Consider the following 24,477-nt stretch of genomic DNA (forward strand, 5'->3'; position numbering starts at 1 on the left):
CTGGTGCCTGGGGCTTCCCCTGAGCCGGTTAACGGTGATTCCCGTCAAGCACGAACGCGGCTGGCCAAGCCCGTAGCCGGCCAGCCTGCCAGCCAACGCCCATACTCCCTTGAAATACTTCTCACTTCCAGGGGGTCCGGGGGGGATGATCCCCCCCGGCCGCCGGAGGCATCTTCTGCCTTCTGTCTTCTCTTCTCCCCCCTAGTCGTCGTGGGGCGGGAAGGTCAGGGCTGCGCCGAACCAGCCGATGAGGGACACCAGCGGCAGCAGGGCCAGCACGACCAGCACGAAACCGAGGTGGTCGCCGGGGTGGGCGGCGATATCGGGCGTTTTGACGCATTCGATAAAGGCCCACAGCACGGCCAGGAACAGCACGGGTGTGGCGGCGAGTTTGATCAGGATGGGCGGGATGCGGGCTGTGGCGTAGTTGAGCCACCAAGTGAAAAGGCCGGTGGCGATGGCCACGGGGGTAAAGAGCAGGGCCGCGCCGAGGAGCACGGGCAAGGCGGCGGCGAAGCCCGGCCAGCCCGTGGCCAGGGCCAGCAGCAGGGTCAGCGGCGCAACGACGCAAAAAGCGATGGGAAAGTGGACGGTCATGGGGTGGGGATGGCGCTTGAGCATTGGGAAGCGCTTGATAAAGCGTGCGAGCCAGGGCGGCACGCGTTCGGCGGCCGGCTCGGGCTTGAGGACTTCGGCGTCGAGGACGCCGACCCGGGGGAAGCGTTCGAGGACGGCGGGATCATGGGGGGCCTGGGAGAGTTCGAGGCCCATGTCGCCGCCGGCGTGGTGGCGGTTCATGTGTTTGCCGGCTTTCCACAGGCGGCTGGTGGAGACGTCGTAGACGATGCCGTTGTAGGCGAGATAGACGGGCTTGCCGTCGCTGCCGTCAAAGGCGGCCAATTCCTGGGGGGTAAACCGTTTGTCCGGGGTCTGGCTCATGGGGAGGTTCCTTTAGAGACGTAGGGCTTCGGGCTCGATGATGTCGAAGCGGCGCAGTTCGTTAAGGACGGAGTCGCTGGAGAAGGGTTTGGACAGAAACGACATGGCCTGGCCTTGGAAAAAGGCCCGGTAGATGTTTCGGGAGTCGTCAGACGCCGAGATCATGATGACTTTGGCGGCGTCGGTCACGCCGATGCTCTGCTGGCGTTCCAGATGGCGCATGCCTTCCAGGGCCTGGTGGCCGTCCATGCCGGGCATCATGACATCGAGAAAGATGAAATCGTAGGGCCGGTTGTCGGCCAGGGCCTGGCCGAAGGCATCAAGCCCTTCACGGCCGTTGTTCGCGATATCGCAGGCGGCGTAGGGTGCAAGGATTTCCGTCAGGAAGCGTTTGCTGACGGGATCGTCATCGACAATAAGGGCACGCAGCATGGACCATACTTCTGTTGGAGCGTTTAAAGGCGCAGCAATTGTCAAAGCCTACCAGAAAAGCCCTTCGCGTCAACTTCTTCCGGGTATTTCCGACGGTTTCGCTCCTTAATAGCGCCGCTTCCCGCCGTGAACGGCCGGCCCGCGACACGACCAAGTCGTGGCGCGGGCGGCCCAGGCCGTGGGAAGACCGGGTTCAGGCTTTGGCGGCCAGGGCGGCAGGCGGTCCGGCCAGACCGCAGTAGCCGGTGTCGGGTTCGGCGGTGCGCCACAGCATGCACATGGCACCCTGGCAGAATTTCATCTTGTCGTCGTGGGTTTTGAGTAGCGGACAGTATTTGAATTTGGCGTCGTTTTCGTTGATGAGCATGGCGTTTTCCTTGTGTCAGGCGGTGCCGGTTGGAGTGGTTGGGCCGGATTCGGCCAGAGTGGCGGCGAGCAGGGTGACGTCGTCGGCCAGGGGAATGTCGCCCCGAAAGGCGTCCAGGGCGGCCATGAGGGCATCGCATACGGCCTGGGGGCCGTGCGGGGCGGCGGCGGCCAGGACTTCCCGGGTGCGCGCCTTGCCAAACATTTCGCCGGCGGCGTTGCGCGCCTCCCACAGGCCGTCGGAACCGATCAAAAGGATTTCGCCCGGGGCCAGCCCGGCGACGTGGCCGGTTTCGTAGCGGGCGTCGTCGGTGGCGCCGAGGATCATGCCCCGGCAGGTCAGTTCCGTGGTCTGGCCGGTGGCCGGATTGTGGCGCAGGGCCGGATCGTGTCCGGCCCGGGCGTAGGCCGCCGTGCGGGCGGCCGGATCGATCTCCATATAAAAAAGGGTCATGAACCGGCCGGTGCCCAGGGTGTCGCGGGCCAGTTCCCGGTTGACGTCGACGAGTACGTCGGCCGGCGTGCCGGCTGCGGCGGCGCGTGGGCGCAAGAGCGCCCGGGCGGTGGTCATGAGCAGGGCGGCTTCCAGGCCATGGCCGGTGACGTCGCCCACGGTCAGGCCGACGAGGCCGGCTTTGGGGCCGTCAAAGGGCAAAAAGTCGAAATAGTCGCCGCCGGTTTCGTCGCAGTAGCGGCACACGGCGGCAAGCCGCAGTCCGGGGACGGCCGGCGGGTGGGCCGGGAGCAGGCTGCGCTGGATTTCGCTAGCCAGGGACAGGCTCTCGCACAGGCGCAGATGGGCGTCGAGGGTGGGGGCGAGGGTGTTGAATGCCCGGCCAAGCGCGGCGATCTCGTCGCTGCCCCGGGCCGGCACGCGCACGGAAAAATCGCCGGCCGTCAGGCGTCTGGCGGCGTCGGTCAGGGCCAGGATGGGCCGGGTGACGGCGCGCGAGGCGTAGAGCGAAATAAAGGCCAGGGCCAGCATGACGGCCAGGGCGATGACGGTGCCGAAGATGTAGAGTTGTTGGATACTGGCTTTGACGTCATCGGCCACGGCCGTGGCTTCGGCCAAAAGCTCGGCCACCGGGGCGATCTGCAACAGCGCCTCGCCCTCGCCGGTTTGGGCGTAAGCGGCCAGACAGTCGCGGTCGTTGTAGGTCAGACGCCGCACGCCGGGAGTGCCGGCGGCCACGTCGGCGGCCATGGCGGAGAGGACTTCGGCATCGGGCGAAGCCAGGGGCGAGGGCGTGACGAAGGTCTGCCAGCCGTGCCCGCCGTGGCGCGGGTTTCGGGCCACTTCGCCGGCTTCGACCAGCAGGCGCGCCGGGCCAGACCCGCCCGGCTCGGCCAGGACAAGCAGCGTTTCCACGTCGCCGGCAATGTGGCCCGGGCTGGAGACCGAGGCGAGCAGGTCATCGAGCGGCGTAAAGACAGCCGTGGCCCCGGCCATGGTGCCATTGGGGGCCGGCACCGCACAGGCCACGGCCACCGCGATGCGGCCTGTGCCGGGTTCGGCCTGGGGCGGGGTCCAGACCGGGCCGGTTGCGGCCAGGGCGGCCCGATACCACGGGGCCTGGGTCGGGTCGTAGCGCCGGGGAAAGCCGGGGATGGCCGGGAAGACGGCAGTCAGCCCATCGGCCAGCACGGTGGTTTGGAAATGGACGAGTGGGCCGGCCAGGGCGGCGATGCGGCGCATAGGTTTGGCCAGGGCGGCCAGGGCAACGGCCTGGGGAGGGGCCTTGGCCGCGTCGGTTCCCTGGGGCAGGCGCAGCAGAAGGCGCTCGGCGGCAATGGGCAGGGGCAGTCGTTGGCCGTCGGGCAGGATGCGAAAATAGTCCGGGGTTTCGCTGAAACCGGCCTCGGCCGGGGGCGGCTGGAAACGGCCCATCCCCATCCCCGGGCTCTCGGGGGGCATGACGACGGCTTCGGACAGGTCCGGGGGAGTGTCGTTGGGGGCGGCGGCCAGGGCTTGCCGCACCACGTCGGCCTGCATGGCCACGGCCAGGACCAGGGTCTGGCGGCGGGCGGCCAGCAGCCGGGCGTGGTCTTCCACGGTGCGCTGCAAGCGGGACTGGGCCTCGGCCACCAGATGCGCGCCGACCCGGGCGGACAGACGCTCGGCCAGATGCGAGAGAGCCCGCTGGTTGTTGACGCGCAGCGCCAGCAGCGGCACGAGCGAAAGGGCGGCCAAGAGCCAAAACAGTTTCCAGCGGATGCGCACGGCGACTCCAAAGGGCGACAGGTGGCGGGATGTGCGTTGTTAGGAAGCATCCTCCATTTTCAAATACGCGGCAAGGATGACCTTGGGGCCGAAATTGGGGAAATTGATGCGGTATTTGCCGTCATCCAGGATGGCGATGATCTTGCCGCGCCCAAAAATCTTGTGCTGGCAATAGCCCATGGCGGCAGCCGAGGTGGCGGGCGACCCGGCACTCGACCCGCCACCCGCTCCGGTGCCCGGGGCCGCGACCTTGGCTGAAAGCGGGGCCGAGGTGGCCCGGCGGATGGGCTGGCGCAGCGGTGGCTGGGAGGTCTGGCCGGCGCTGGCCCCGGTCCGGGGCGTGGGGCAGGCCGCAAAGCTGGCCGCCCGGTTGCCACCTAAGCGTTCGCGGCGTTCGTCCAGGACGTCGGTGGGGAGTTCGCGCAAAAACAGGCTCGGCATGGCCGGGGTACAGCCGCCGCCCTGGCGCTGGTAAATCGTCTCCGGGGCAAACAGGCCCAGATACTCTCTGGCCCGGGTGCAGGCCACGTAGAGTAGTCGGCGCTCCTCTTCCAGATCGTCGGCCCGGGACAAGGCGTGGCGCGAGGGGAAACGCTCGTCCACGAGGTCGATTAAAAGCACCGCCGACCATTCCAGGCCCTTGGCCGAATGCACGGTGGATAAGACCAGATGGTCTTCGCGGGCCTTTTTATGGTCCTGGTCCGGGTTTTCCAGGACCAGATCGGCCAGGAAGGCGTCGAGGTCGGCGTAGCTGGCGGCGATCTGTTCGAGCTGCTCCAGGCCGGCCTGGCGGCGCGGATAGTCCTCGGGGTACTTTTCGGCCAAAAGCGGTGCATAGGCCTCGATGACCTTGGAGAGCAGTTCGGCCGGATGGGGCGGCAAGGCGCGCAGAGCGTCGAGAAATTCGATCAGCGCCTTAAATTCCGCTGTTTTGGCCGCCAGCTTGCCCAAAACCGCCCGGTCGCCGGCCCGGATGGCCTCAAAGATCTTTGTGGCGGTCTTGGGACCAATGCCCGGCACAAAGGCCAGCACCCGGGACCAGGCCGGAAAATCCGCCGTGTTGCGGGCCAGCCGCAGATACGACAACACGTCTTTAATATGGGCGGCCTCGGAAAACTTCTGGCCGCCGTATTTTTGAAACGGGATGCCGAGTTTGCCCAGTTCCACTTCCAGGGGATAGGACTGGTAGCCGGCCCGAAAGAGCACGGCGATTTCATGCAGCGGATAGGTGGCGGTCAGTTCGCGCACCTTGGCCGCAGCCATGGCCGCCTGGGTGAGATCGGAAAACGGCCGCATGCACTCCGGGGTGGGGCCGTCCTCGCGGGTGGTATAGAGCCGCTTGTCGAACTTGCGCGCCGCCCCGTCCAGAATGGCGTTGGTGAGATTTAAAATCGGCTGGGTGGAGCGGTAGTTGCGTTCCAGCTTGATCAGCGTGGTACCGGGAAAATAGGTCGGAAAATCGAGAATGTTTTCCACGGACGCGCCGCGAAAGGCGTAGATGGACTGGGCGTCGTCGCCAACAGCCATGACGTTGCCCGAGGCCGGGGCCAAAAGGCGCGTGAGCCGGGCCTGGACCTTGTTGGTGTCCTGGTATTCGTCCACCATGATGTAGCGGTGGCGCTGGCGCAGATGCTCGGCCAGTTCCGGCGACTCCGTCAGCATGCGTTCCAGGGAGAAGAGCAGATCGTCGTAGTCCAGGAGATTGTGCTGGGTTTTAAAGGTCGTGTAGGCCTGCCCCAGGCTGTCGATGCCCTCGGCGTAGGGGAGCAGATGGAAGGCCTCGCGGGAGATGATGTCGCCGACATCGAGCTCCTTGTTGCGCGACTTGGAGAGCATGCCCAAAATGGCGCTGCGGCGGGGAAACGAGCGGTCGCCCTTGCCCAGGCCCAGCTTGGTCTTGCACTGGCCCAGGATATCCTCGCAGTCCGAACTGTCCAGGCAGGTAAAGCCGGTGGGGAAACCGGCGGCCTCGTGGTAGCGGCGCAGCGTGGCAAAGGCAAAAGCGTGGAAGGTGCCGCCGGCCACGCCCGAAATGCCCTGGGAACCAAGGGCCAGCAGCAGCCCGGCCCGGGTCAGCATCTCCTGGGACGCCTTGCGGGTAAAGGTCAGGAGCAGGATGGAGGCCGGCTCCACCCCCCTGGCCACCAGATGGGCCAGCCGGTAGACGATGGTGCGGGTCTTGCCGCTGCCGGCTCCGGCGATGACCAGGACCGGACCTTCGGTGGTGACAACGGCTTGGTGCTGGGCGGAGTTTAGCTCGCGCTCGAAATCCATGGATGCTCTTTGGGTTCGGGGAGATTGAAATACGAAGCAACGACGGCCCCGGCGTCGGAGGTGCGGGCCGGGCGGGAGCCCTCGCTGTCGCACCACAGGGCGTCATGGGGGCTGTGGCAGCCAAAGCGGCCGAAGCGTCCGGTCAGTTCCGTGCGGTTGTATTTGGCGGTGAGGCTGACACCGGCCCGGCCGACGCAGATGAGATCCGGGGCACGGCGCACTTGCGGACCGGCATAGATTTCACCGCGCAGATGGATGGACTCAAAGACCGGCCGGCCGTCAAGGACAACGGTTAACAACTCGTCGCGCAATTCGTTGGCGAGCCGTTCGGCTATGTGCTCATGAAAGACGCCCCGGGCGAAGCGTTCCTTGATATTGATGTAGATGCGGCCTGGGTCCAGGGCAAAGGCAGCGGTGTGGTGCGGCACGATGCGGGCGTCGTATTCGCCGCTGGCCCCGGGTTCGGTCTTTAAAAGGCCCTTGGAGGCCAGCCAGACGTTTAAATCAAATTCGGTCTCAAGCTCCACAAAACCGTGGTCGGCCAGGGCAATGAAGCGCTTGGGGCCGGGCAGGGCTTCGTAGCGGTCCAGAACGAGTCCGATGAGCTTGTCCCAGTCGGTGAGCAGATCAAGGGCAGCACCATGGAGCTGGTGCTCGGGATGGGCAACCGCCGGGAAGAAGAAATGAAACAGCCGGTCGGTTTCGGTGGCGACCAGCATAAAGAGGTCAAAGTCGCCGCCGGCCCAGAGCATTTCCAGGGCGGCCCGGCGCGAGGCCAGGGTGGCGCGAAGCCCTCTCGCCAGTGCGTCGAAATCGGCGGCGCCCCGGCTGGTGTCGGCTTCGAGGCGGTAGCCGGCGAGCTTGAGATTTTGGGCCAACTCCGGCGGATAGACGGCCCGGTCGAAGTCGGTTTCCGGGAAGCCGGCGATGATGGCTCCGTTAAGGGGCTTGACCGGTGCTGCGCAGGGGATGTTGATCATTTTGGCGACAAGGCCGGCGGCGCTGGCGCGTTCCATGAGGGTCGGGGCGGCGATGGTCCCAGCGTCCACAGGACCGAGGCGGTAGCTGGCCGGATCGATGCCGACGAAGCCGAAGATGCCGTGTCGGCCGGGGCCGGCGGCGGTTAAAAACGAGGTCCAGTTGACGGGTGAGAGCTCGGGCAGTTCGGCCTCGATGCTGGCGGCGTCGATGGCGAGCAGCCGGTCGAGGTTGGGGAGTCTGCCGGAGGCGGCCAGGGTTCGGGCCAGGGAGAGCGGCAGTCCGTCGAGGCCCAGGACAACGAGTTGTTTTCGTTCGTGCGGCATGGCCGGGTGTGTAACAGGAAAGGGCGGGTCTGGCTACGCGGTGGGTGGGCGTGCGGTGCATTGGGAGACGCGGAATTGACGTGCGGCCGGATTCAAGGCAAGAAAGCCGTCTCGGTGCCCGAGTGGCGGAACTGGTAGACGCCAGGGACTTAAAATCCCTTGTTCTTCGGGACGTGCCGGTTCGATTCCGGCCTCGGGCACCATAAATTTCAATGGGTTACTGACTCTGTCGGTAGCCCATTTTTCGTTATCTTGATTTTTTGCTCCAATTTTGCTCCACTCGCTCCAGAAAATGTCTCAGGAATTCCCGTCTGGAAAACCCTTTTGGTCCAGGGGCATGCCCGGGGGGCGAGCATGGAGCAACGGCACATCAAGGGCGTGCTTTTCGACGCTTTCGGCACCTTGTGTCACATCGAATCCCCCCGGCTCCCTTACCGCTTGATCATGAAGCGATGGGGGAAAGGGGCGGCCGATTGCTATCAAGCCATCATGACGCGGGATGTTTCCTTGGCGGAGTTCGCCGGGGAAGCGGGGTTGTCCCACGAGGAAGCCGCTTTCTTTGAAGCGCATGTGGCCGAGGAAACGGACTCCATGCGCCTTTTCCCCGAGGTCCCGCAAACGCTGCAAGCGCTCCGTGGACATGGCCTCAAGATCGCGGTGGTCTCCAATCTCGCCAAGCCCTACGGCGCGCCATTTCTCAAGCTCCTGCCTTTCGACCTGGATGCGTGCGCCTTTTCCTACGAGGTCGGCGCGCGCAAGCCCGAGGTGCCCATCTACCGATATGCCTGGGAAAGGCTCGGCTGTGCCCCAGATGCGCTCCTTATGGTCGGCGATTCGCTACAAAACGATTATCAGGCTCCCCGTGATCTTGGGCTTCACGCCTTATGGCTTGATCGAAAGGCCGGCTCGCTTGAGAGCGAAAATGGGCATGTTGTCCATTCCCTTCAGGGCGTCCTTGGCTACCTGGGGATCGGTTGAGATTAGAATTTTCCAAGGAGGCAGCATGGCGACCATACGCAAACGCGGTGCAGCGCAGTGGGAAGCCCGGATTCGCAAGCGGGGCTATCCCACGACATGCAAGACCTTTGACACCAAGGTGGAAGCCGAAGCCTGGGCCAAGGACATCGAAACGACCATGAACAAGAGCCTCTTCGTGTCCGCCAAGGAGGCCGAGCAATATACGCTGAGCGAGTGCCTTGAGCGCTACATTGAGGAGTATATCCCGCGCCTGAAGCACGCTAAGCGGGAAACCGACCGGGCTAGGTTCCTCCAGAAGCGGACCATCGCCCATCGGATCATGGCCACGATCCGCGCCCGGGACATTGCCGACTTCCGGCGGGAACGCGAGGCCGAAGGGGTGAGCGGTAACACCATCCGTCTGGATTTCGCCCTGCTCTCCAAGCTCTTCAACTACGCCCGCTCGGATTGGGGCATGGAAAGCCTGCAGAACCCCGTGGAGCTGGCCGCCAAGCCCAGGCCTGCCAAAGGCCGCGACCGACGCCTGGAAGATGGCGAGGAAGAGCGCCTCTTGGCTGCGGCTGCGCCCAGGTTTAGGCCGGTCATCCTCTTTGCTCTGGAAACCGCTATGCGCCGGGAGGAAATCGCCAGCCTACACTGGAAGAACGTCAATATTCGAGGGCGATACGTCCTCTTACCCGAAACCAAGAACAGCGAGGCCCGGACAGTCCCCCTTGCAGAAGGGGCCTTGGCTGTCCTACGCGAGCTGCCACGAAGCTTGGATCAGGGGCCTGTGTTTGGCCTTTTAGCGGAGCAGATTACGGCGTCAATGAGATATGCGTGCAAGAGGGCAAAGCTTGAGAATCTCCGTTTTCATGACCTGCGGCACGAAGCCACCAGCCGTTTCTTTGAACTTACGGATTTGGACGTTATGGAAATCAAGGCCATCACCGGACACAAAACGCTGCAAATGTTGGCACGGTACACGCATTTGAGAACGGCACGGCTGGCGGATAGGTTGGCTGGGATGAAGCGAGGATGAACATCTTAATAACCTAAAGATCAGAGCCTATTATCCGACAAGCGTCAGAAGGTGTGTCTGTGTGTATTGGGAATCAAATCACTTGTCGTTGGATAGTTATTGAGATTGGCCCCCAATAGTGCTTATTGCGTTTACAGGTATTGATGTTTGGTAGGTGACCCCAAAAATCGTATCACCCAGCCATTTCTTGAACGAAGGATTATCGCTAAATTGTTTAAAAAGCTCTGTATGGTCTGCCAGTAGATCGATGACGACACGTTGCAAGGCCTTGTCATGTTCTATCCTGGCATTTTGCTTGTCGGAATTCTTCATCGCGTTCTGGTAGGCAATGTCAGCGCTCACCTTGACGGGAATTTCCTCGGCGATGACCTTGCGGATTTTGTCGGCGTCTTTCCATTCAACGCTTCCGAACTGATCGTTGAACGCTTTTATGATGTTGCTGAGTTGGTCTAGCTCCGGTTCCGGCATCCTGCCTCCGCCACTGGTGGGAACGGGATCAACCTCCGCGTCCGCGTCGGGGAGTGCGATTTGCAGTGCGGATTGCACCTCGACTCGGTAGCTATCCATATCGACGGCATCCAGAATGCCTCGGGACAGGTCATCTTCCTTGGGGGCGGGGAGCTTCGGGATGAGAAAGTTCAGAAAAATCGAAAGTTTTTCCCAATCTGAATTATTGTAGGGAAGAATCGAAGCCAAAAAACCGTATGTCCGCACAAAGGCCTTGGCTTTCCCTTTAAAGTCCACTTGGCCATCTTCATCCAGGTCGGCGTTGTAACCGGCGACACAGGCATCCAGGATCGGGTCAAGAGCGTCGCGATCCGCACCGGCAAGATAGCGACTCACGAAGTTACCAACCTGCTCCTGGGAATAGACTTGATGGCCTTCCAGGTCAGCTCGGATGTCGTGCAGCTTGTTCGGGTCAGTCTCTTCCGAGAGGATGGTTGTCCGGTAATAATCGGAGAACGATTTTTGTATCGTGTCGGCGTCGTTATAAAAGTCCAGTACAAAAGTGTCGTGCTTTAATGGATGGGCTCGGTTGAGGCGCGAGAGCGTTTGCACAGCTTTGATGCCGGATAGCGCCTTGTCTACATACATTGTATGTAATAGGGGCTCATCGTAGCCAGTCTGAAACTTATCAGCGACGATTAGAAAGCGGTATGGGTCTTGGCGCACCATGTCCGGAATTTGGCTGCTCGGAAACCCATTCAGTGTCGCTTCGGTCACCTTTTTCCCGCCGTACTCTTGTTCGCCGGAAAATGCCACGATGGCTTGGTACGGGCTCTTCCGCACCTTGAGATATTCTTGAAAGGCATGGAAATACTGGATGGCCCGCTCAATGCCGTTGGTGATGACCATGGCTCGGGCCTGGCCGCCGATTTTACGATGGCCGACCACCTGCTCATGGAAATGGTCCACCATGATTTCGGCCTTTTCCCGGATGGCGTGCCGGTGCGACTCCACGTAGCGACGCAACTTTTTCTGCGCTCGTTTTGCATCGAAAAGCGGGTCGTCCTCTACCTTTTTGGCCAAACGATAGTAGCTCTCCACCGGGGTGTAATGCTGCAACACATCCAGGATGAAGCCTTCTTGGATTGCCTGCTTCATTGTGTAGGCGTGAAACGGCAGGTGTCTGACCTTGTCGCCTTCCGGCCTCGGCTCACCAAAAATTTCCAGGGTCTTGTTCTTCGGCGTGGCGGTGAAGGCGAAGTAGCTGGCATTGGGCAGCATCTTGCGACCTTCCATGATCTTGTTGATCTTGTCCTCGGTCGTCTCCTCCTCATCCGTGCCGGCAGTCTCCTGGCCCTCCGCCAGGGCCATGTTCATCATGGCAGCCGTCCGGCCTCCCTGGCTGGAGTGCGCTTCGTCGATGATGATGGCGAAATGGCTCCGCCGATGCTCGTCTCCGATCTCGTCGAGGATGAAGGGGAACTTCTGGACCGTGGTGATAATGATCTTTTTTCCGGACTTGAGGAATTTTCGCAGGTCGCCGGAGTGTTCAGCGTGCCCGACTGTGGCCGAGACCTGGGCAAACTGCTTGATGGTGTCCCGAATCTGCTTGTCGAGCACGCGCCGATCCGTAACGACAATGACGGAATCGAAGAGCGTGTTGCCCGCCTTCTCCAGGCCAACGAGTTGATGCGCCAACCAGGCAATGGAGTTGCTCTTGCCGCTGCCGGCCGAATGCTGAATCAGGTAGCGTTTCCCGAGGCCTGACGTCTCGGCGTCCGCCAAGAGCATACGGACCACTTTTAACTGGTGGTAGCGGGGGAAGATTTGCTTATGCTTCTTTCGGCCGGTTTTCTGGTCCTTTTCCACCACCACCTGGGCATAGTTCTCAAGAATGTCGGTCAACCCTTCCTTGGTAAGGATTTCCTTCCAAAGATAATCGGTGGCAATGCCGTCTGGATTTGGGGGATTGCCCGCGCCATCGTTGTAGCCCTTGTTGAAGGGGAGAAACCATGACTGTTTGCCCTTGAGATAGGTGCACATCCGCACTTCGTGATCGTCCACAGCGAAATGCACAAGGCAGCGTCCGAACTGAAACAAGACCTCTCTTGCGTCGCGATCGAGCTTATATTGTTGCACCGCATCGTCTACGGTCTGCTTGGTGAGCTTGTTTTTCAGTTCAAAGGTGATGACGGGCAGGCCGTTGATGAAGGCGGCCATGTCGAGGGCGAGTTGGGTTTCGTCCCGGCTGTAGCGGAGTTGACGGGTGACGCTGAAGATGTTCGCTGCGAACCGCTCGACGGCTTTGGCGTTTCCCGGGCTTGGCGTACCGTAGAAAAGCTCGATGCTGGCTGATTGGTGCTTGATGCCGCTACGCAGCACGTCCACCACGCCACGCTTGGCGATTTCGCCCTGTAATCGGTGCAGGAATTGGACGCGCTTGGGGCCTTCAACGCCAATTCCCAGGCTCTCGACCACATCCTGCTGGGTGGCATTAAGAAACGCGAGCAGCTTGGCCAGGTCAACGGCATGTTCCCGGTCGAAATCACCCGGATCGCCGGCAACCCATCCGGTGTTTTCCGAGGGCGCGGCAAGCTCGGCGGGCTCTTCGGAGGCTTTCCGGCAAAGGCCTGACCGGCCGGTCATAGCTCGAAAAATCAACGTCTCCAGGCCCTTTTCGCTGGTATCCGTGGGCATGCCGTTCTCCTGCGAGCAAGCAACCGTCAAACAAATTTTGCGAAGCTAACCGCTAGAATTAAAAGCATTGCACCCATTGGGTGGCTTCTGGCGGCCTCGCCAGTCAAGCAACGGTCAAACAAATCCGGAAGCCGCATCAAGCCCACCAGGGAAGGTACTTTTTCGCTTTGCTCCCCACCGTGTCGTCATGGCAGCGGATGCGCCCGGCCTCCAGGGTGTCGCGGATGATCCGCGAGGCCATGGCGCTGTTCTTGGCGTCGATGCCGAACCGTTCCCGCAGGGTGCTGTTGGTCATGAAGTCGCGCTGCACGTAGCGCAAACAGGCGTGCAGATAGCAGGCCCATATCCGGTCGCCCTTATCCATCTCCCGAAGGTCGCGGTGGGCAAAGAGCACAATCCGTGTGTGCTCCTCCACGGTTTCGAAGAGTGGGGCCGGCAGTTGGAAAAGTTCGGTCTGGGATACGACCTTGTCGATGCCACTTCCTCGTTCTTCGCAGATTCGGAAGCGGCGCATGAGCGACGCCAGCGTCTCGTTGCGGGATTTGGGCGGTGTATCGATGAAACGGTCGGTAGAAACCAGCGGCACGCCGGGGTTGGTGATTTCCATCCGATCGTCGAAAAGCTCCACCATCGGTCCCGCGCCGGTAATGAAAAAATCCTGGTGGATGAGTGCGTTTGCCACCAGCTCACGGACGGCAAGTTCAGGGTACATGGGCACGGTCTTGCGCAAGGCCTGACCGATGACCTCGTTGCTTGGCACCAGCGCCATAATGAAGCTGATGAGTCCCTCGAACCCGCTGGCGTAGCCCTTGCCGCCAACCTGCTCGCGGAGGGTTTCTACACGCCCCTTGCCCTTGTAATGGATGACGCGCATGGCCTTTCGCTTGAGGCTCGGAAAGTCGTCCAGCTTCTTGGCGAAAAGGATCGCCCCCATGTTGGTGATGTTCCAATCGCCGGCCTGACAGGATTGGATAATGCCGTCGTGCTCCAAAGCCTCAAGAATCGCCGCCCGGCCATCGGGGAGGGGCAATTCCAGCAAATCAAAAAAGGCGGGGTAGTCGAGCAAGCGCAGCACCTCTTCCGCGCCCACGTGCTCGGAGGCAATGCCGCGCTCGAACGGAACCTGGTCGAAAACGCGCCACAACGCCCGTTCCTTTTCAGGATGCTCTTTCAGCTTTGTTTTATGGGAGCCGACCCGGATATATTCCTGATCCTTGAACCGCACGGGGTGCCGGAACGCCGCGCCGATTTCCAGCAGCACGACGGGCTTGTCCTCGACTGATATCTCGAAAAAACGGAAGTTGATTTTGGGAGCCAGCAGCCGCAGCAGCCAGTTTTCCAGCTCTTCATTGCCGATTTTGGCAGCGCCGGGCTTGAATGTGGTTCCAATGATGTCGTGGGTCGTGTCATCCACTCCCCACACCAGATAGGCATTGACCTTGCCCAGCAGCGCCGCCGAGTTGGCCAGGGCGGAGAGGTATTCCCCGATCATATCCGGGGTGTCGTTGTTGTGCTTGAACTCCACCCACTCGGTTTCAGCCGGGAGTTTGCGCAGCTCATGCACCAGACCGACGTAATACTCGGCCTGCCGGTCGAGGTTCATTCTTCCGTCTCCGGTATGTCATCCTGTTCAGCATCGTCTATGGATTCGACGTCATCTTCGATAGCGAGTAATTCTTCTTCGGGTACCGGCGCAAGCTCGATGTTTCGTACATCCACCTTGCCGGTGACGACGTCGGATATAAGGCGGGCACGGTATTCGCGCATAAGTTCTACTTCACGCATTGTTTTCGAGATAGCAATGTCAATATTCTTAGACTCATTGCAAAAATAGGAAGCAATATCAGACTGTTCATTAAGTGGAGGTGCAGGAATCTGTAGGTTCATTATTTTCTCAACGGATATCCCTGGTTGCGCTGCGGATTCAGAGTATTGGTTTAGATTCATCACGCGGAGAAGCTCTGAAAGCCAACGTATATCATCGTTCCCATTTAATGTTGTTACTATAGCATGCTCAGACGCCCAAAATCGGCCATTGACTAAATGCACATTTCCGCACAAGGCCCCTTGCCGCCCAACAAGGATAAAATCACCATCATGAGTGTATGAGGAGCTGAAACCACGGTGGCCATTCCCGCCATAAACAGGATAAGCGCCGCGCTCAGAGATTGACAACGAGGTAATGCCATCACCACTTTTCATTGAAACCAATCTCTTGAGTTTCATGACTGGCCAATGTTCCGGGATATCCCCAAGCCACGGCACACCGCTAGGTTTGAGTGTGACATCAGGATTTATTCCTCGGGTGATGGCCTTATTGATGATGTTTTGTCTTTGCTCTTTGAGGAGGGCGATAAGTCGACGTTTTCTTCGAATAAAACAATTAATTTTCTTCTTCCAGCTATTGACATACTGAACAATATCGTCTTGTTCTTCTTTGCTCGGAAGAGGAAAAAACATGCGAGCCAAATTCGGATATCTAAGCCTTGGGGCTCGCTCTCGTACAGCTGGGCATATTATTCTGATAAAATCCAGTCTAGCCATTTCCCTGATGAGGAGAGCATAATACTGAAGGTTAATGGTTGGATGTTTTGCATTAAGAATAACATATTCTGGAGTGCATTTCCCGTTACTGTCAGATACGCCGACAGCTCCTGCAAAGGCATCCATCGCATGGACAACAAGTTGATTAACCCGAACGCCTTGATATCCTCCTTCGAGTAAAGCATTCATGAAACCCCGTTCACGACGATTCTTTCTCAAAGTAACTTGTCCATCACGAAAACACGTAACAATTTCATCTTCTTCGCGGACTGGAAGGTTTGATTCAGAAAATAAATTCTTGGCTCTTTCACTCTGCCATTCCGAAGGGATCGTTGGAAGCCATGTGATGCCAGAGTCCTTGTGCTGTCGGTAAAGCTTGGAATTCATCTTTCCACCTTTCCGACAATCTGTTCAAGCAATCCATCAGTCTCCTGCTCCAACGCGTAGATATCTGCCTTGATCTCCTCCAGTGTGCGCATGGGGATAGGCTTGTAAAAATGTCGCGTAAAGGAAACTTCATAACCAATCAGAATCTTGTCAGGATCAATCCAGGCGTCCGGTGTGTAGGGCAGAACCTCGCGTTTGAAAAAGGCCTCGATGCCGCCTTCTTCGAGCAACGGTATCTGCTCGGTGTCGCGGAGGCTGGTGTCCGACTCGTATTCCACCACCCGGGTCTTGCCGTCCATCTCGACCGGATACAAACCGTGCAGCGGGTCTGGTTGGGTTTTCCCCGGCTTATGCACCTTCTTGACGACGGGTGAGGCCGATGCGTCGGTGACCGTAAGCTCGACCTGGAGGAGCTTCTTGCGCTTGGCCGTGAGCTTGACGCCATGCTTGTCGGCGTCCGTTTCAACCGCGTCCATGACGACGTTGAAATCAAGATGCGGCCCAGCGCCAAGGAGCTTCGCAACCCGCCGCGCCAGCTTGGGCAGGGGCTCTTCCTTGGCCGCTTTGCAGACTTTTTCAAAAAGATCGAGCCTTGCGGGGCTCAAGTCGGTGGCGAGACGCAAAGGGCGGTCCACCGTGATCTTCCAGAACCCAAAAGCTTCGTTCGCAAAAATCTTGGACTGTTCGGTTTGAACGGGATTGACGATCAGCTCGCAAATTTGCCGGATATGTTCCTCGGAAAACTCGCAGTTCTTTTTGCCAAGATTCTTGCGGAGCGGCACGGACCAGCCCGTGGCGTCGATGAGCTGCACCTTGCCTTTGCGCGCCTCGGACTTGCGGTTGGTCAGTATCCAGACGTACGTGGCAATACCGGTGTTGTAGAACATGTTTTCCGGCAAGGCGATGATCGCCTCCAGCCAGTCGTTCTCGATGATCCAGCGACGGATGTTGCTTTCACCCTGGCCTGCGTCGCCAGTGAACAGAGAAGACCCGTTGTGGACTTCGGCGATGCGGCTGCCGAGCTTGGTGGCATGCTTCATCTTGGACAGCTTGTTGACCAGGAACATGAGCTGCCCGTCGCTTGAGCGGGTGATCATCTTGAATTCCGGATCACCGCCGTGCTGCACGACAAAACGGGGGTCCGTAATGTCGCCCTTGCCGCCCAGGCGCTCAAGATCGGTCTTCCAGCTCTTGCCATAGGGCGGATTGGAAAGCATGAAATCGAACTCGTGGGAGGGGAAGGCGTCGCTGGACAGGGTGGAGCCGTATTTCAGGTTTTCGGCCTCCTCGCCTTCTCCCTTGAGCAGCAAATCCGCCTTGGAAATGGCGTAGGTTTCCGGCTGCACCTCCTGACCGAAAAGGTGCGTTTCAACCGCCTTGCCATGGCTTTGCGACAGCTCTTTCAAGCGTTCTTCGGCCACGGTCAACATGCCGCCAGTGCCGCAGGCTCCGTCGTAGACAAGAAACGACCCTGACTCGATCCGATCCACCACGGGAAGGAAGATCAGGTCGGCCATGAGCTTGACCACATCGCGAGGCGTGAAATGCTCCCCGGCCTCCTCGTTGTTTTCTTCGTTGAACCGGCGGATCAGCTCCTCGAAAATGGTGCCCATGGCATGGTTGTCGAGGGCGGGCAGTTTTTCATTGCCCTTGTCGTCAAGCACAGGCTTGGGACTCAGATTGATCTTGGTGTCCAGGAACTTTTCGATAAGGCTGCCAAGAATGTCCGCGTCGACAAGCGTTTGTATTTGATTGCGAAATTTGAACTTGTCGAGAATCTCCTGCACGTTTTGGGAAAACCCGTCCAGGTAGGCTTCGAAATCGGCCCGAAGCTGTTGTTGCTTGGCCCGGGATTTCAGGTCGCGCAGGGTAAAGGGGGAGGCGTTGTAAAAGGCCTCCCGGGAAACTTGAGCAAGAGCGGCGTGCTGATTGGCGATGCCAGCCGCGTCGAGCTGCTTTTTCATCGCGAGCACGGCTTCCTTGGTCGGCTCAAGCACGGCGTCAAGACGTCGAATGACCATCATGGGCAGGATGACGTCGCGATATTTCCCTCGCACATAGACATCCCGCAGAACATCGTCAGCGATGCCCCAAATGAAGCTGACAATGGTGTTATGCATCGCATGATCCATGATCCGGTACTACTCCTTACGCTTGTTGTCCGACTCAACAGGTTCGGCCGCGCCGCCGGCCTTTACCCACCCGTCCACTTCGTCTTTTTTGAACTTCCAAAGACGCCCCATACGGTGGGCCGGCATCCCATGCTTGTCGATCCACTTGTATACCGTGTCGTTGCTGACGCCGAGATGCTGGCATATCTCGGTCATCGACAACCAGCGGTCTTCGATTTCGACCATTTCAATCTCCGAAAGGTGTTTGGGTGAAGAGCCCACGCTCGCCGACGACAGGCGCGAGGTCAGGCCGCGACCTCCCCAAGCAGGTGGCGTAGAATAGGGAACCGAATTGTGTGATGTCAATCGATCTTTGCCGATTTGAGCCGATGAGAGGGGTTTGATGGTGGCTCCGGTAGATGAGCAATCAGTCCAAGGACGCCATCGAAAGCAGTATCGCGTTTCAACGGCAATCTGATTTCCTCAAGCCGGAATTATGGGAAATTGCATGCAGATGCAAATTAGCCCTTTGCCGTTGAATTTTAACGACCAAAATTTTTTTCTCGACTGAGCCATCTGCTAATTTCCTCTACTTTTGGCTCAGCATAACGTTTAAGCGAGTCAATAACGGCTCCAGTCTCGTTGACAGCTCGTTCAAGCACTGCAATTGCTGCATTGATTCTCGCTGCTGTGCTTTTAAATTCGAAACCTGCTGCTGGATTTGGCGCAAGGCATCCGCATGGGAGGTCAGAGCCCGCGCTTGTTCTGTAAGTTTTTGAGCCTGTTCTTCCTGTATCTGGCGAAGTTCCTGCTCCAATGCGGTCAAAGTGGAGGTGATGAGGCGTTCTATTTCCGTCATTATCTACTCCAATTTCACGGCTTGCTGTTTGCCCACCGTCCAGCCAGTGTGGGCCGAAGTCTTCGGCGGCAGGATGATGAACCGGCCCTCCTGGTTCTCCAGGAGCTTCAATCCCCAGGTCCGCTTTTCCAATTGGCCGGCGGTGTTCTCCAGCTCGGTTTTGCTGACATTTAGGCTCTGAATCTCCCCTTGTAATGCCTTGACCCTGTGTGTGAGCAGGGTCACCACGCCCCAACCGCCCAAGGCCGTCCCCGCCAGAAGGGCCATGCTCAGGAGCAGGGCTTGCAGCCATTTGCGGCCGAAGGTCCAGCTCAGGGTTTGGCAGCGTGAGGCGATGTGCTCTTCCAATTTCCCAAGCTTTTCCTGGATAGCGGCTTCGGTTGTACGCAGCGCGGCGGTCGACGACTGCTGCAAGCTCTTGCTCAAGGCGTCGAATTGCTGCCGGGTCAGGGCTTCGAGCTCCTGTCGGTCCTGTTCGGTCTTGGCCCGCATGCGCTCGGCCAGGGAGGTCAGCGAGTTGCCAGTGTTCGGCATAGATTCCCCCTTTGAGGCGAAGCTTTTCGCCGCTGGCTGGGTCTTTGACGGTGACGTAGTGCTTGCCTGCCCTGTTGATCTCCAGGTCGGCCTCCCGAAGCGCCGCAAGAAGCTCGGGGCGGTTTGTAACCTGTCCCTCTTCGATCTTCATGAGCAGGAAGGCGTGGACGGCGTCCTTGGCCTCCGCGCGTTCGTCCTTGCCGGGCGCTGTCCCCCATCGGATCAGACGGGCTTTGTGCAGGTCCGCGTGTTCCGGCGTGCGCAGTCGGGCTCGGGTTGGATCATCCGGCCTGGCCCAACCTTCGCGGTGATTGTGCAGGTCCCGGAACACGTCGAAGTGCTTTTGCCAGCCGGGCGGGCAGGGATTGAAGGCCTTGCCGCCTGAGAGTTCCACGCGAGGGATGACGAAATGGAGCTCATGATGCCCGGCATGGTGATGCCTCACCCAAAGGATATTGCGCTGATCCGGCTCCAGGCTGGCAAAGGCCACGGCCTCGAAGTCCTCCATGACGCGCGTTTCCTGCTTGGGCGTCACGACTTCGTCCGGATGCCAGGAAAGGACCCCTGCCGTGAACTTCCATTTGGTGTCCAGGGAGTCGATCAGCTCTCGCGTCAGCTCAGGATCGCCGCGCAGCACCTCGGGCGGATATTTGTCCCGGTCCGGGTAGTCCGGCCGCACCAGATAGCGCGTCGGCCCATCCCCGGCCCCCTGACCGTGCTGGAAGACCTTCATGTACATGGCGTCTCCCTGAAGGCGTTTGACTCCATGGAGGAAGAGGGCTCTTGCCGCTCGCCTTCTCCAGCGCCTGCGCCTCGCTTGAGGGACCTCTCGATACTCAAGAGGGCAACCAAGACCTGAATGGTCTCTGCCCGGCTTTTGTACGTATTGGCCCACCTAGCCAGTTGGTTCAGGTTCGCGCCCACTCGGGCAAGCTGGCGAACGTGCTCCTTCTCTAAAGGTGTTTGGCGAAGGCGGTAGTCCAGGGCGCGTTGGCGGATGAAATCCGTCACAGTCTGGCCCTGGGCTTGCGCCTTGGCCGTGATCGCTTCCTTCTCAGCCGGGGTGACGCGAAGTTTGATCCAGGCTGTCCGGCTCGGAGCCTTTTCTTTCATGGCGTCACCTGCCTTGATGCCTTTGGCAGGGGTCGAGGGGGGCGCAGCCCACCCGCCAGCCCCGGCAGGGGGCACCGCGTCAGCGCGTGCCCACAACGGGTAGGCTGGCTCTGCGACATGCCGCCGATGCGCGCAGGCTTCCCGCAACAACATACCGATGGCGAAAAAAGCGAAATAAGCGAAATAAGGTTCACGCGAGATTCCTCCTTTCTTCGCTTATTTCGCTTTTTTCGCTTAATTCGCGCAGAGCCAGGATGATCCGGGGACGGCCCGCATTTTTCAGCTTGGTGATGGTGATGCGCTGTTGTGCCTCGAGTTGTTGCAGCAGGGGTTTGAGGCGGTCGCGGGGGACATGCCTGCTCAGGACGGTGCTTAGTTCGGTGGCCGTGAGCGGGCCGGCCCTGAGCGCTTCCAGGATTTTATCTTCCAGCGGGTCCGTCGCCCGGTCTCCGAAGATGTAGCGCGCCGAATCCTGGGCATAGCGCCACATGACAAGGGCCGCTTGCAGGTGGGGCTCCTCGATTTTCCCCTGAGCGTCCAAGAGCGCATAGAGGAGAGCCAGACGGAGGGTTTGGGCTTCGGCCCGGTTGATAATGCTCCCGGCCAGTCCCGTGTGCTCCTGGGAGAGCTCTGGGTAGACGTGTCGCCAGAGCTCCAGGGCATTCGACGTCATGGTCATGACGCCGCGTTGCTGGGCTTGTCCCACGCACCGCCAAAGCTCACGTTGCAAGGGCGCAAGCTCTGCGTCCGGCATCCGTGAAGGCAGGGCGACCAGTTTCGAGCGCCGGGCGCATATCCAGAGGAAACGGTTGCCGAAGCCATTCACGGCCTGCACCTCGCCCAAACACACGGCTAGTTCCTGCATGGTGATGTGGGTGATGATGCTGATGTGCGCGCCGCGCACCAGAACGGGGTTGTTCTTGGTCAGGGGGGCATAGTCGCCGGAGTCCCAGAAACAGCGGATGCCCATGGAGAGCGTGTTGCCTTCCCGTTTGGTGCAGGCAAGGGCGCTGGCAAACTCCTCGTCCATGATGACGAGCCTTTTGTCTCCCTTTTCGCGGACCGGTTCAGCAGGGTTCTGACGCTGTCTCCGTTCCCGCTCCTCATCGCTTTCGTCGCGTACATGATGGGCCAGCCCTTCTCCCGTGGAGAGCGGGCCGCCACTCTCTCTGGCGGGCAAAGGGACGCCCCAGACCTTCAGATCAGCGGGCAGGCAGTGTTCCCGCCCAAAGAGCTTCGCCACGGGATGTCGAGAGGTTCCTTTGCGGGCCTTGCTGGTGCTGCCGCAGATGACGGCAAAGAGGCGCGGCGAGTGGACGGTCTCGCCCACATAGAGGTGCGGGCCTTTATCGGGCGCATAGCCGTAGACCTCCGCTCCGAAACGCACCAACGCCGTGATGCAGACCGCCGCCGGATCAGCTTCGCTGTCACGCGTCGCCAGCCGCACGAACTCGCCCAGGATGCCCGGGCAGGCGTCAAACGAGAATCGAGGCCACTCCTTGAGGTTGAGGCCAATGGGATCATCCGGCTGGGCCTCTTGACGTGCGCAGGGCAGCGAAGCGACCAAGGGTCTGCCGCTCATTTTTCACCCCTGTCCCGCTGTTCCGCCTTTGTTGGTCTGCCGCGTCGCCTGGCAGGAGGCAGAGCATGACCGAGGTTATTCTTAGCCTTGATGTCGGCCTGGGCGGCTTTGTCGTCGATCCAAGCGTCGACGGACTCCACCTGCCAGGCTAGGCGGCGACCCAACTTTATAGGCGGCGGAACGGCGTCAAACTGCTTGCGAGCGAGATGGCCGTGAATGGAAGCGATGCTTTTCCCAAGGATGATGGACAATTCTTCGATGTTGTAAAACCGTTTTGTGACCATGGGTACTCCTTCTATGAAGTGCAAACTATGAGCGCCAAGCATAAGCACATATCGCCAGAAAATGTCAATTACTTAAAATTTTCGCACCCATACGCAAATTTTGCGTACCCCCCCCGCAAATTTTGCGCACCCATGATGCCGCTATTTCGCAGTTAAGACGTGGCAGTATCATTGAGTGCTACTGTGCAATATAGTGGAATGACATCGTCTGGCAGGGGCTTGCCAGCGAGGAAGAGGGAGGAAAGGCAGGTTTCGCCGCGGTGGGGTAGTCCCCGCGAGGGGCGGAAGTACGCCTTCGGAGGCTTCAGACTGCGAGGTGGCTGGGGCGGGTTACGCGCTAAGGTCGGGGATTCGTTTTCGTGCGGGTGGGAGGTAGGGGGCGGAAAAGCGCTGTCTGGGGCATGAGCAAATGGCCTTGACGAAAAGTACCTTTATGGTAATTTTTTCCCATGGAAAAACGAAAGCCGACGTATGACCTGGGCTCTTTCCAGGATGCGGCGAGAAGGGGCGAAGTCGCTGTGACGAAAACCGCCGCCCAGGCAGCCCAAGGCCTCGGCTTCGATTACGACGGCATGATGGCGGTCATTGAGAGCATGAACCGCAGGCACTTTTACAAATCCATGACCGCCTACGCGGACAACGCGGCTTGGCAGGATGTGTATCATGTGCCGACATCCGCTGGGATTTTGTACGTGAAATTTATGGCTGGAAGGATTTCGGCCTTTGATCTGCTTTCTTTCAAGGAGAAATAGCATGGAAACACTTCCCATGTGCCACGAAGACGGAACCGAAATGGTTCGTGACGTGAGGCCGGTGGAATTTTCCTACAAGGGACAGACGATGACTGTCGCCATGCCCGGATGGTATTGCCCGAAATGCGGGGAAGGTCTCTATACCCGTGCGGACATGAAGGTCTCCGACCGGGCACTAAACGCCATGAAGGCGAGGTGCGAGGGGCTGTTGGACGGCCCGCAGGTCAAGCGCATCCGCAAAAAGCTCGGGCTGACCCAGGCGGCGGCCGGCGACCTCATCGGCGGCGGACCGAAAGCGTTCACCAAGTATGAGAAGGGGGATGCCCTGACCAGCCGGGCCGTGACCAACCTGTTAAAGGTGCTGGACGCCGTGCCTGACGCGCTCACGATCCTTCGGGAAAATCAGGGGCGCCCTACCTGCTGATGCTTCTTGGCGTCCTGCCTTTTCCATCCTCCTGCAGAAAGGGAACGGCGTCGCAGTGCACACTCCGGAGAGCGCTTGCCGGCCAGCCGCGAGTTCTCCCCGGGATTGGAGGATCATTCCGCCAAGGCCGGAAGCAATGCAAATTTTTCGTCGGTGGAGCAAAAAAAGTTGCTCCAATTTGCTCCAATTTTGCTCCACTCGGTCTGGAAAAACGTGCATTTTCATGAAAATTCGTGAGTGTTCATCTGTCTGATATTATTTGAATATTTGTGGTAACATATGGTTAAAATTGAGCGATTTTTGAGACTTAAAATCCCTTGTTCTTCGGGACGTGCCGGTTCGATTCCGGCCTCGGGCACCAGTAGAATCAACAGGTTGCGACGGTCTAGGACGGCCGGGCGCGACCTTTTGTTTTTGGAAGGCGATTTTGTGCCGCACCTGTCCCCGGCTTTCGGATTCTATGGGGTGATTCCTCGTGAAGTTTGCCGAGGTCCGGGGCATCTACGGCAACTCAGCGTAAATTTGCCCGCAGCAACCACGGCCGCCCTCTCGCCAAAGCCGACACCATGCGCTACCTTGTCATCGAGTCCCACGGTGGTGGGGATTTCGTGCCCTGTGCAGCAGGGCCGCGCCCGGCTGTGACGAGAACCGACTTCGCCTCCTGCGCAGCACCCCGCCGTTGTGACGCATCCGCTTCGAGGCTCTTTGCCACCCTGGCCGGCAAGGGGATCGTTACAACCGAAACCCCAGGCCTGCCGTCACCGTCGCTTGCCCAGGTCGCGTTGCTCCAGGCGCAACTTGCCACAGTCGCCCTGGGAAGAATCCTTCACGCTCACCTGCCGTCGCTATCACCGACACCAGCCCTGGCTCCATCGTCAGTGCCGAGGGGTTGGGGCGGAAGAAGGTGGGGATGTACGCAATATGAAATATAGCGAAGATTTCAAACAACGTTGTCGGGACTTGTTCCCCATGTGGCCGGACTTATCCAGAGACCTTGATAGCGGTTCTGTTATGGTCGGAACCTATTTGGAAGAATCAAGGGCTTACGGTGTCTCGGAAAAATTGGCCCGCGAAAGGCCGGATGACGCCCGGATTGTTGCGGAGCGTTCTCTTGCCATCAGTGAACTGTATGATGAATGGGTGGCGCTTTATCAAGACCAGGTTCTGAGTAAGCCGTTCGTTCCTCCTTCATAACAAGCGCGTTGGCG

The 24,477-nt window shown here is 59.6% G+C and carries 22 protein-coding genes, 1 tRNA gene and 1 pseudogene; 7 read left to right on the forward strand and 17 right to left on the reverse strand.

All coding sequences use genetic code 11. The annotated features are described in order from the left end of the window. Positions 1 to 201: 201 nt before the first annotated feature. The 6 genes from GTA51_RS00170 to GTA51_RS00190 form a co-directional block, all read right to left on the reverse strand. A complete protein-coding gene (locus GTA51_RS00170) occupies positions 202 to 939 on the reverse strand; it encodes a DUF2231 domain-containing protein (RefSeq protein WP_160957691.1) in 738 nt (245 codons plus the stop codon). A gap of 12 nt (positions 940 to 951) precedes the next feature. Next, on the reverse strand, positions 952 to 1,371 hold the full coding sequence (locus tag GTA51_RS00175) for a response regulator (protein ID WP_160957692.1): 420 nt from the start codon (positions 1,369 to 1,371) through the stop codon (positions 952 to 954). Positions 1,372 to 1,564: 193 nt separating this feature from the next. Continuing rightward, positions 1,565 to 1,738, reverse strand: coding sequence for a hypothetical protein (locus tag GTA51_RS20530; protein ID WP_170300313.1), 174 nt, complete (start codon positions 1,736 to 1,738; stop codon positions 1,565 to 1,567). A 15-nt stretch (positions 1,739 to 1,753) separates the two neighbouring features. Next, positions 1,754 to 3,958: a SpoIIE family protein phosphatase gene (locus tag GTA51_RS00180; protein ID WP_160957694.1), complete on the reverse strand. Its 2,205-nt coding sequence runs from the start codon at positions 3,956 to 3,958 to the stop codon at positions 1,754 to 1,756. A gap of 39 nt (positions 3,959 to 3,997) precedes the next feature. Then, the gene (locus GTA51_RS00185; RefSeq protein WP_160957695.1) at positions 3,998 to 6,232 is read right to left on the reverse strand and encodes an ATP-dependent helicase; all 2,235 of its coding nucleotides are present in this window, start codon (positions 6,230 to 6,232) and stop codon (positions 3,998 to 4,000) included. Continuing rightward, positions 6,211 to 7,536 (reverse strand): alkaline phosphatase family protein, encoded by a 1,326-nt coding sequence (locus tag GTA51_RS00190; protein ID WP_160957697.1) that lies wholly within the window; start codon positions 7,534 to 7,536, stop codon positions 6,211 to 6,213. The genes GTA51_RS00185 and GTA51_RS00190 overlap by 22 nt, the downstream gene beginning before the upstream one ends. A 116-nt stretch (positions 7,537 to 7,652) precedes the next feature. Between GTA51_RS00190 and GTA51_RS00195 the strand changes: the two genes are divergently transcribed. The 3 genes from GTA51_RS00195 to GTA51_RS00205 all read left to right on the forward strand — a co-directional run bounded on the left by GTA51_RS00195 (position 7,653) and on the right by GTA51_RS00205 (position 9,535). Next, positions 7,653 to 7,739: transfer RNA gene (locus tag GTA51_RS00195), tRNA-Leu, on the forward strand. Between the two features lie 151 nt (positions 7,740 to 7,890). Next, positions 7,891 to 8,514 carry an HAD family hydrolase gene (locus GTA51_RS00200; protein WP_160957698.1) on the forward strand — a complete coding sequence of 208 codons (624 nt, stop codon included), beginning with the start codon at positions 7,891 to 7,893 and terminating at the stop codon, positions 8,512 to 8,514. 25 nt (positions 8,515 to 8,539) lie between these two features. Further along, complete coding sequence (locus GTA51_RS00205) at positions 8,540 to 9,535, forward strand: site-specific integrase (RefSeq protein ID WP_160957700.1); 996 nt, start codon at positions 8,540 to 8,542, stop codon at positions 9,533 to 9,535. Positions 9,536 to 9,631: 96 nt separating this feature from the next. Here GTA51_RS00205 and GTA51_RS00210 read toward each other — a convergent pair whose 3' ends face one another. The 7 genes from GTA51_RS00210 to GTA51_RS20810 all read right to left on the reverse strand — a co-directional run bounded on the left by GTA51_RS00210 (position 9,632) and on the right by GTA51_RS20810 (position 19,072). Beyond that, positions 9,632 to 12,679 (reverse strand): type I restriction endonuclease subunit R, encoded by a 3,048-nt coding sequence (locus GTA51_RS00210; RefSeq protein ID WP_160957701.1) that lies wholly within the window; start codon positions 12,677 to 12,679, stop codon positions 9,632 to 9,634. A gap of 136 nt (positions 12,680 to 12,815) precedes the next feature. Further along, complete coding sequence (locus GTA51_RS00215; protein WP_160957703.1) at positions 12,816 to 14,282, reverse strand: ATP-binding protein; 1,467 nt, start codon at positions 14,280 to 14,282, stop codon at positions 12,816 to 12,818. Continuing rightward, the gene (locus GTA51_RS00220; protein ID WP_160957704.1) at positions 14,279 to 15,610 is read right to left on the reverse strand and encodes a restriction endonuclease subunit S; all 1,332 of its coding nucleotides are present in this window, start codon (positions 15,608 to 15,610) and stop codon (positions 14,279 to 14,281) included. The genes GTA51_RS00215 and GTA51_RS00220 overlap by 4 nt, the downstream gene beginning before the upstream one ends. Next, positions 15,607 to 17,742, reverse strand: coding sequence for a type I restriction-modification system subunit M (locus tag GTA51_RS00225; protein ID WP_160957706.1), 2,136 nt, complete (start codon positions 17,740 to 17,742; stop codon positions 15,607 to 15,609). Before GTA51_RS00225 ends, GTA51_RS00220 begins: the two co-directional genes overlap by 4 nt. 9 nt (positions 17,743 to 17,751) lie before the next feature. After that, positions 17,752 to 17,967, reverse strand: a complete 216-nt coding sequence (locus GTA51_RS00230) for a helix-turn-helix domain-containing protein (protein ID WP_160957707.1) — start codon at positions 17,965 to 17,967, stop codon at positions 17,752 to 17,754. A gap of 343 nt (positions 17,968 to 18,310) precedes the next feature. After that, on the reverse strand, positions 18,311 to 18,580 hold the full coding sequence (locus GTA51_RS20535) for a hypothetical protein (RefSeq protein WP_170300311.1): 270 nt from the start codon (positions 18,578 to 18,580) through the stop codon (positions 18,311 to 18,313). Positions 18,581 to 18,583: 3 nt separating this feature from the next. Then, positions 18,584 to 19,072 carry a hypothetical protein gene (locus GTA51_RS20810; protein ID WP_246197864.1) on the reverse strand — a complete coding sequence of 163 codons (489 nt, stop codon included), beginning with the start codon at positions 19,070 to 19,072 and terminating at the stop codon, positions 18,584 to 18,586. A gap of 31 nt (positions 19,073 to 19,103) precedes the next feature. On the opposite strand from GTA51_RS20810, the gene GTA51_RS21585 reads away from it, so the two are divergent. Continuing rightward, the gene (locus tag GTA51_RS21585; RefSeq protein WP_439333310.1) at positions 19,104 to 19,499 is read left to right on the forward strand and encodes a hypothetical protein; all 396 of its coding nucleotides are present in this window, start codon (positions 19,104 to 19,106) and stop codon (positions 19,497 to 19,499) included. A 6-nt stretch (positions 19,500 to 19,505) separates the two neighbouring features. Here GTA51_RS21585 and GTA51_RS21590 read toward each other — a convergent pair. From GTA51_RS21590 to GTA51_RS00250, 4 genes and pseudogenes are all read right to left on the reverse strand, one after another. Continuing rightward, positions 19,506 to 19,853 (reverse strand): annotated as a pseudogene (locus GTA51_RS21590) (relaxase/mobilization nuclease domain-containing protein); the annotation flags it as partial. Then, positions 19,844 to 20,227 carry a plasmid mobilization protein gene (locus GTA51_RS00240; RefSeq protein WP_160957709.1) on the reverse strand — a complete coding sequence of 128 codons (384 nt, stop codon included), beginning with the start codon at positions 20,225 to 20,227 and terminating at the stop codon, positions 19,844 to 19,846. The gene GTA51_RS00240 and the pseudogene GTA51_RS21590, both read right to left, overlap by 10 nt. Positions 20,228 to 20,417: 190 nt before the next feature. Next, positions 20,418 to 21,809: a DUF3987 domain-containing protein gene (locus tag GTA51_RS00245; RefSeq protein ID WP_160957711.1), complete on the reverse strand. Its 1,392-nt coding sequence runs from the start codon at positions 21,807 to 21,809 to the stop codon at positions 20,418 to 20,420. Then, positions 21,806 to 22,093, reverse strand: coding sequence for a helix-turn-helix transcriptional regulator (locus GTA51_RS00250; RefSeq protein ID WP_160957712.1), 288 nt, complete (start codon positions 22,091 to 22,093; stop codon positions 21,806 to 21,808). Before GTA51_RS00250 ends, GTA51_RS00245 begins: the two co-directional genes overlap by 4 nt. A gap of 449 nt (positions 22,094 to 22,542) precedes the next feature. On the opposite strand from GTA51_RS00250, the gene GTA51_RS00255 reads away from it, so the two are divergent. From GTA51_RS00255 to GTA51_RS00265, 3 genes are all read left to right on the forward strand, one after another. Next, entirely contained in the window at positions 22,543 to 22,845 is a 303-nt protein-coding gene (locus GTA51_RS00255; RefSeq protein ID WP_160957714.1) for a type II toxin-antitoxin system MqsR family toxin, read from the forward strand. Between the two features lies 1 nt (position 22,846). Then, positions 22,847 to 23,269, forward strand: coding sequence for a type II toxin-antitoxin system MqsA family antitoxin (locus tag GTA51_RS00260; RefSeq protein ID WP_160957715.1), 423 nt, complete (start codon positions 22,847 to 22,849; stop codon positions 23,267 to 23,269). Positions 23,270 to 24,190: 921 nt separating this feature from the next. Continuing rightward, a complete protein-coding gene (locus GTA51_RS00265) occupies positions 24,191 to 24,463 on the forward strand; it encodes a hypothetical protein (protein WP_160957717.1) in 273 nt (90 codons plus the stop codon). The last annotated feature ends 14 nt before the right edge of the window (positions 24,464 to 24,477 follow it).

It is taken from the genome of Solidesulfovibrio aerotolerans (genome assembly GCF_009856865.1).
In the GTDB taxonomy this organism is placed as follows: domain Bacteria; phylum Desulfobacterota; class Desulfovibrionia; order Desulfovibrionales; family Desulfovibrionaceae; genus Solidesulfovibrio; species Solidesulfovibrio aerotolerans.

Excerpts from the sequence above, each read along its gene's own strand:
- GTA51_RS00170 (WP_160957691.1), bottom strand. The coding sequence starts at position 939 with ATGAGCCAGACCCCGGACAAACGGTTTACCCCCCAGGAATTGGCCGCC.
- GTA51_RS00175 (WP_160957692.1), bottom strand. The coding sequence starts at position 1,371 with ATGCTGCGTGCCCTTATTGTCGATGACGATCCCGTCAGCAAACGCTTC.
- GTA51_RS20530 (WP_170300313.1), bottom strand. The coding sequence starts at position 1,738 with ATGCTCATCAACGAAAACGACGCCAAATTCAAATACTGTCCGCTACTC.
- GTA51_RS00185 (WP_160957695.1), bottom strand. The coding sequence starts at position 6,232 with ATGGATTTCGAGCGCGAGCTAAACTCCGCCCAGCACCAAGCCGTTGTC.
- GTA51_RS00190 (WP_160957697.1), bottom strand. The coding sequence starts at position 7,536 with ATGCCGCACGAACGAAAACAACTCGTTGTCCTGGGCCTCGACGGACTG.
- GTA51_RS00200 (WP_160957698.1), top strand. The coding sequence starts at position 7,891 with ATGGAGCAACGGCACATCAAGGGCGTGCTTTTCGACGCTTTCGGCACC.
- GTA51_RS00205 (WP_160957700.1), top strand. The coding sequence starts at position 8,540 with ATGGCGACCATACGCAAACGCGGTGCAGCGCAGTGGGAAGCCCGGATT.
- GTA51_RS00210 (WP_160957701.1), bottom strand. The coding sequence starts at position 12,679 with ATGCCCACGGATACCAGCGAAAAGGGCCTGGAGACGTTGATTTTTCGA.
- GTA51_RS00215 (WP_160957703.1), bottom strand. The coding sequence starts at position 14,282 with ATGAACCTCGACCGGCAGGCCGAGTATTACGTCGGTCTGGTGCATGAG.
- GTA51_RS00220 (WP_160957704.1), bottom strand. The coding sequence starts at position 15,610 with ATGAATTCCAAGCTTTACCGACAGCACAAGGACTCTGGCATCACATGG.
- GTA51_RS00225 (WP_160957706.1), bottom strand. The coding sequence starts at position 17,742 with ATGGATCATGCGATGCATAACACCATTGTCAGCTTCATTTGGGGCATC.
- GTA51_RS00230 (WP_160957707.1), bottom strand. The coding sequence starts at position 17,967 with ATGGTCGAAATCGAAGACCGCTGGTTGTCGATGACCGAGATATGCCAG.
- GTA51_RS20535 (WP_170300311.1), bottom strand. The coding sequence starts at position 18,580 with ATGACGGAAATAGAACGCCTCATCACCTCCACTTTGACCGCATTGGAG.
- GTA51_RS20810 (WP_246197864.1), bottom strand. The coding sequence starts at position 19,072 with ATGCGGGCCAAGACCGAACAGGACCGACAGGAGCTCGAAGCCCTGACC.
- GTA51_RS00240 (WP_160957709.1), bottom strand. The coding sequence starts at position 20,227 with ATGAAAGAAAAGGCTCCGAGCCGGACAGCCTGGATCAAACTTCGCGTC.
- GTA51_RS00245 (WP_160957711.1), bottom strand. The coding sequence starts at position 21,809 with ATGAGCGGCAGACCCTTGGTCGCTTCGCTGCCCTGCGCACGTCAAGAG.
- GTA51_RS00250 (WP_160957712.1), bottom strand. The coding sequence starts at position 22,093 with ATGGTCACAAAACGGTTTTACAACATCGAAGAATTGTCCATCATCCTT.
- GTA51_RS00255 (WP_160957714.1), top strand. The coding sequence starts at position 22,543 with ATGGAAAAACGAAAGCCGACGTATGACCTGGGCTCTTTCCAGGATGCG.
- GTA51_RS00260 (WP_160957715.1), top strand. The coding sequence starts at position 22,847 with ATGGAAACACTTCCCATGTGCCACGAAGACGGAACCGAAATGGTTCGT.
- GTA51_RS00265 (WP_160957717.1), top strand. The coding sequence starts at position 24,191 with ATGAAATATAGCGAAGATTTCAAACAACGTTGTCGGGACTTGTTCCCC.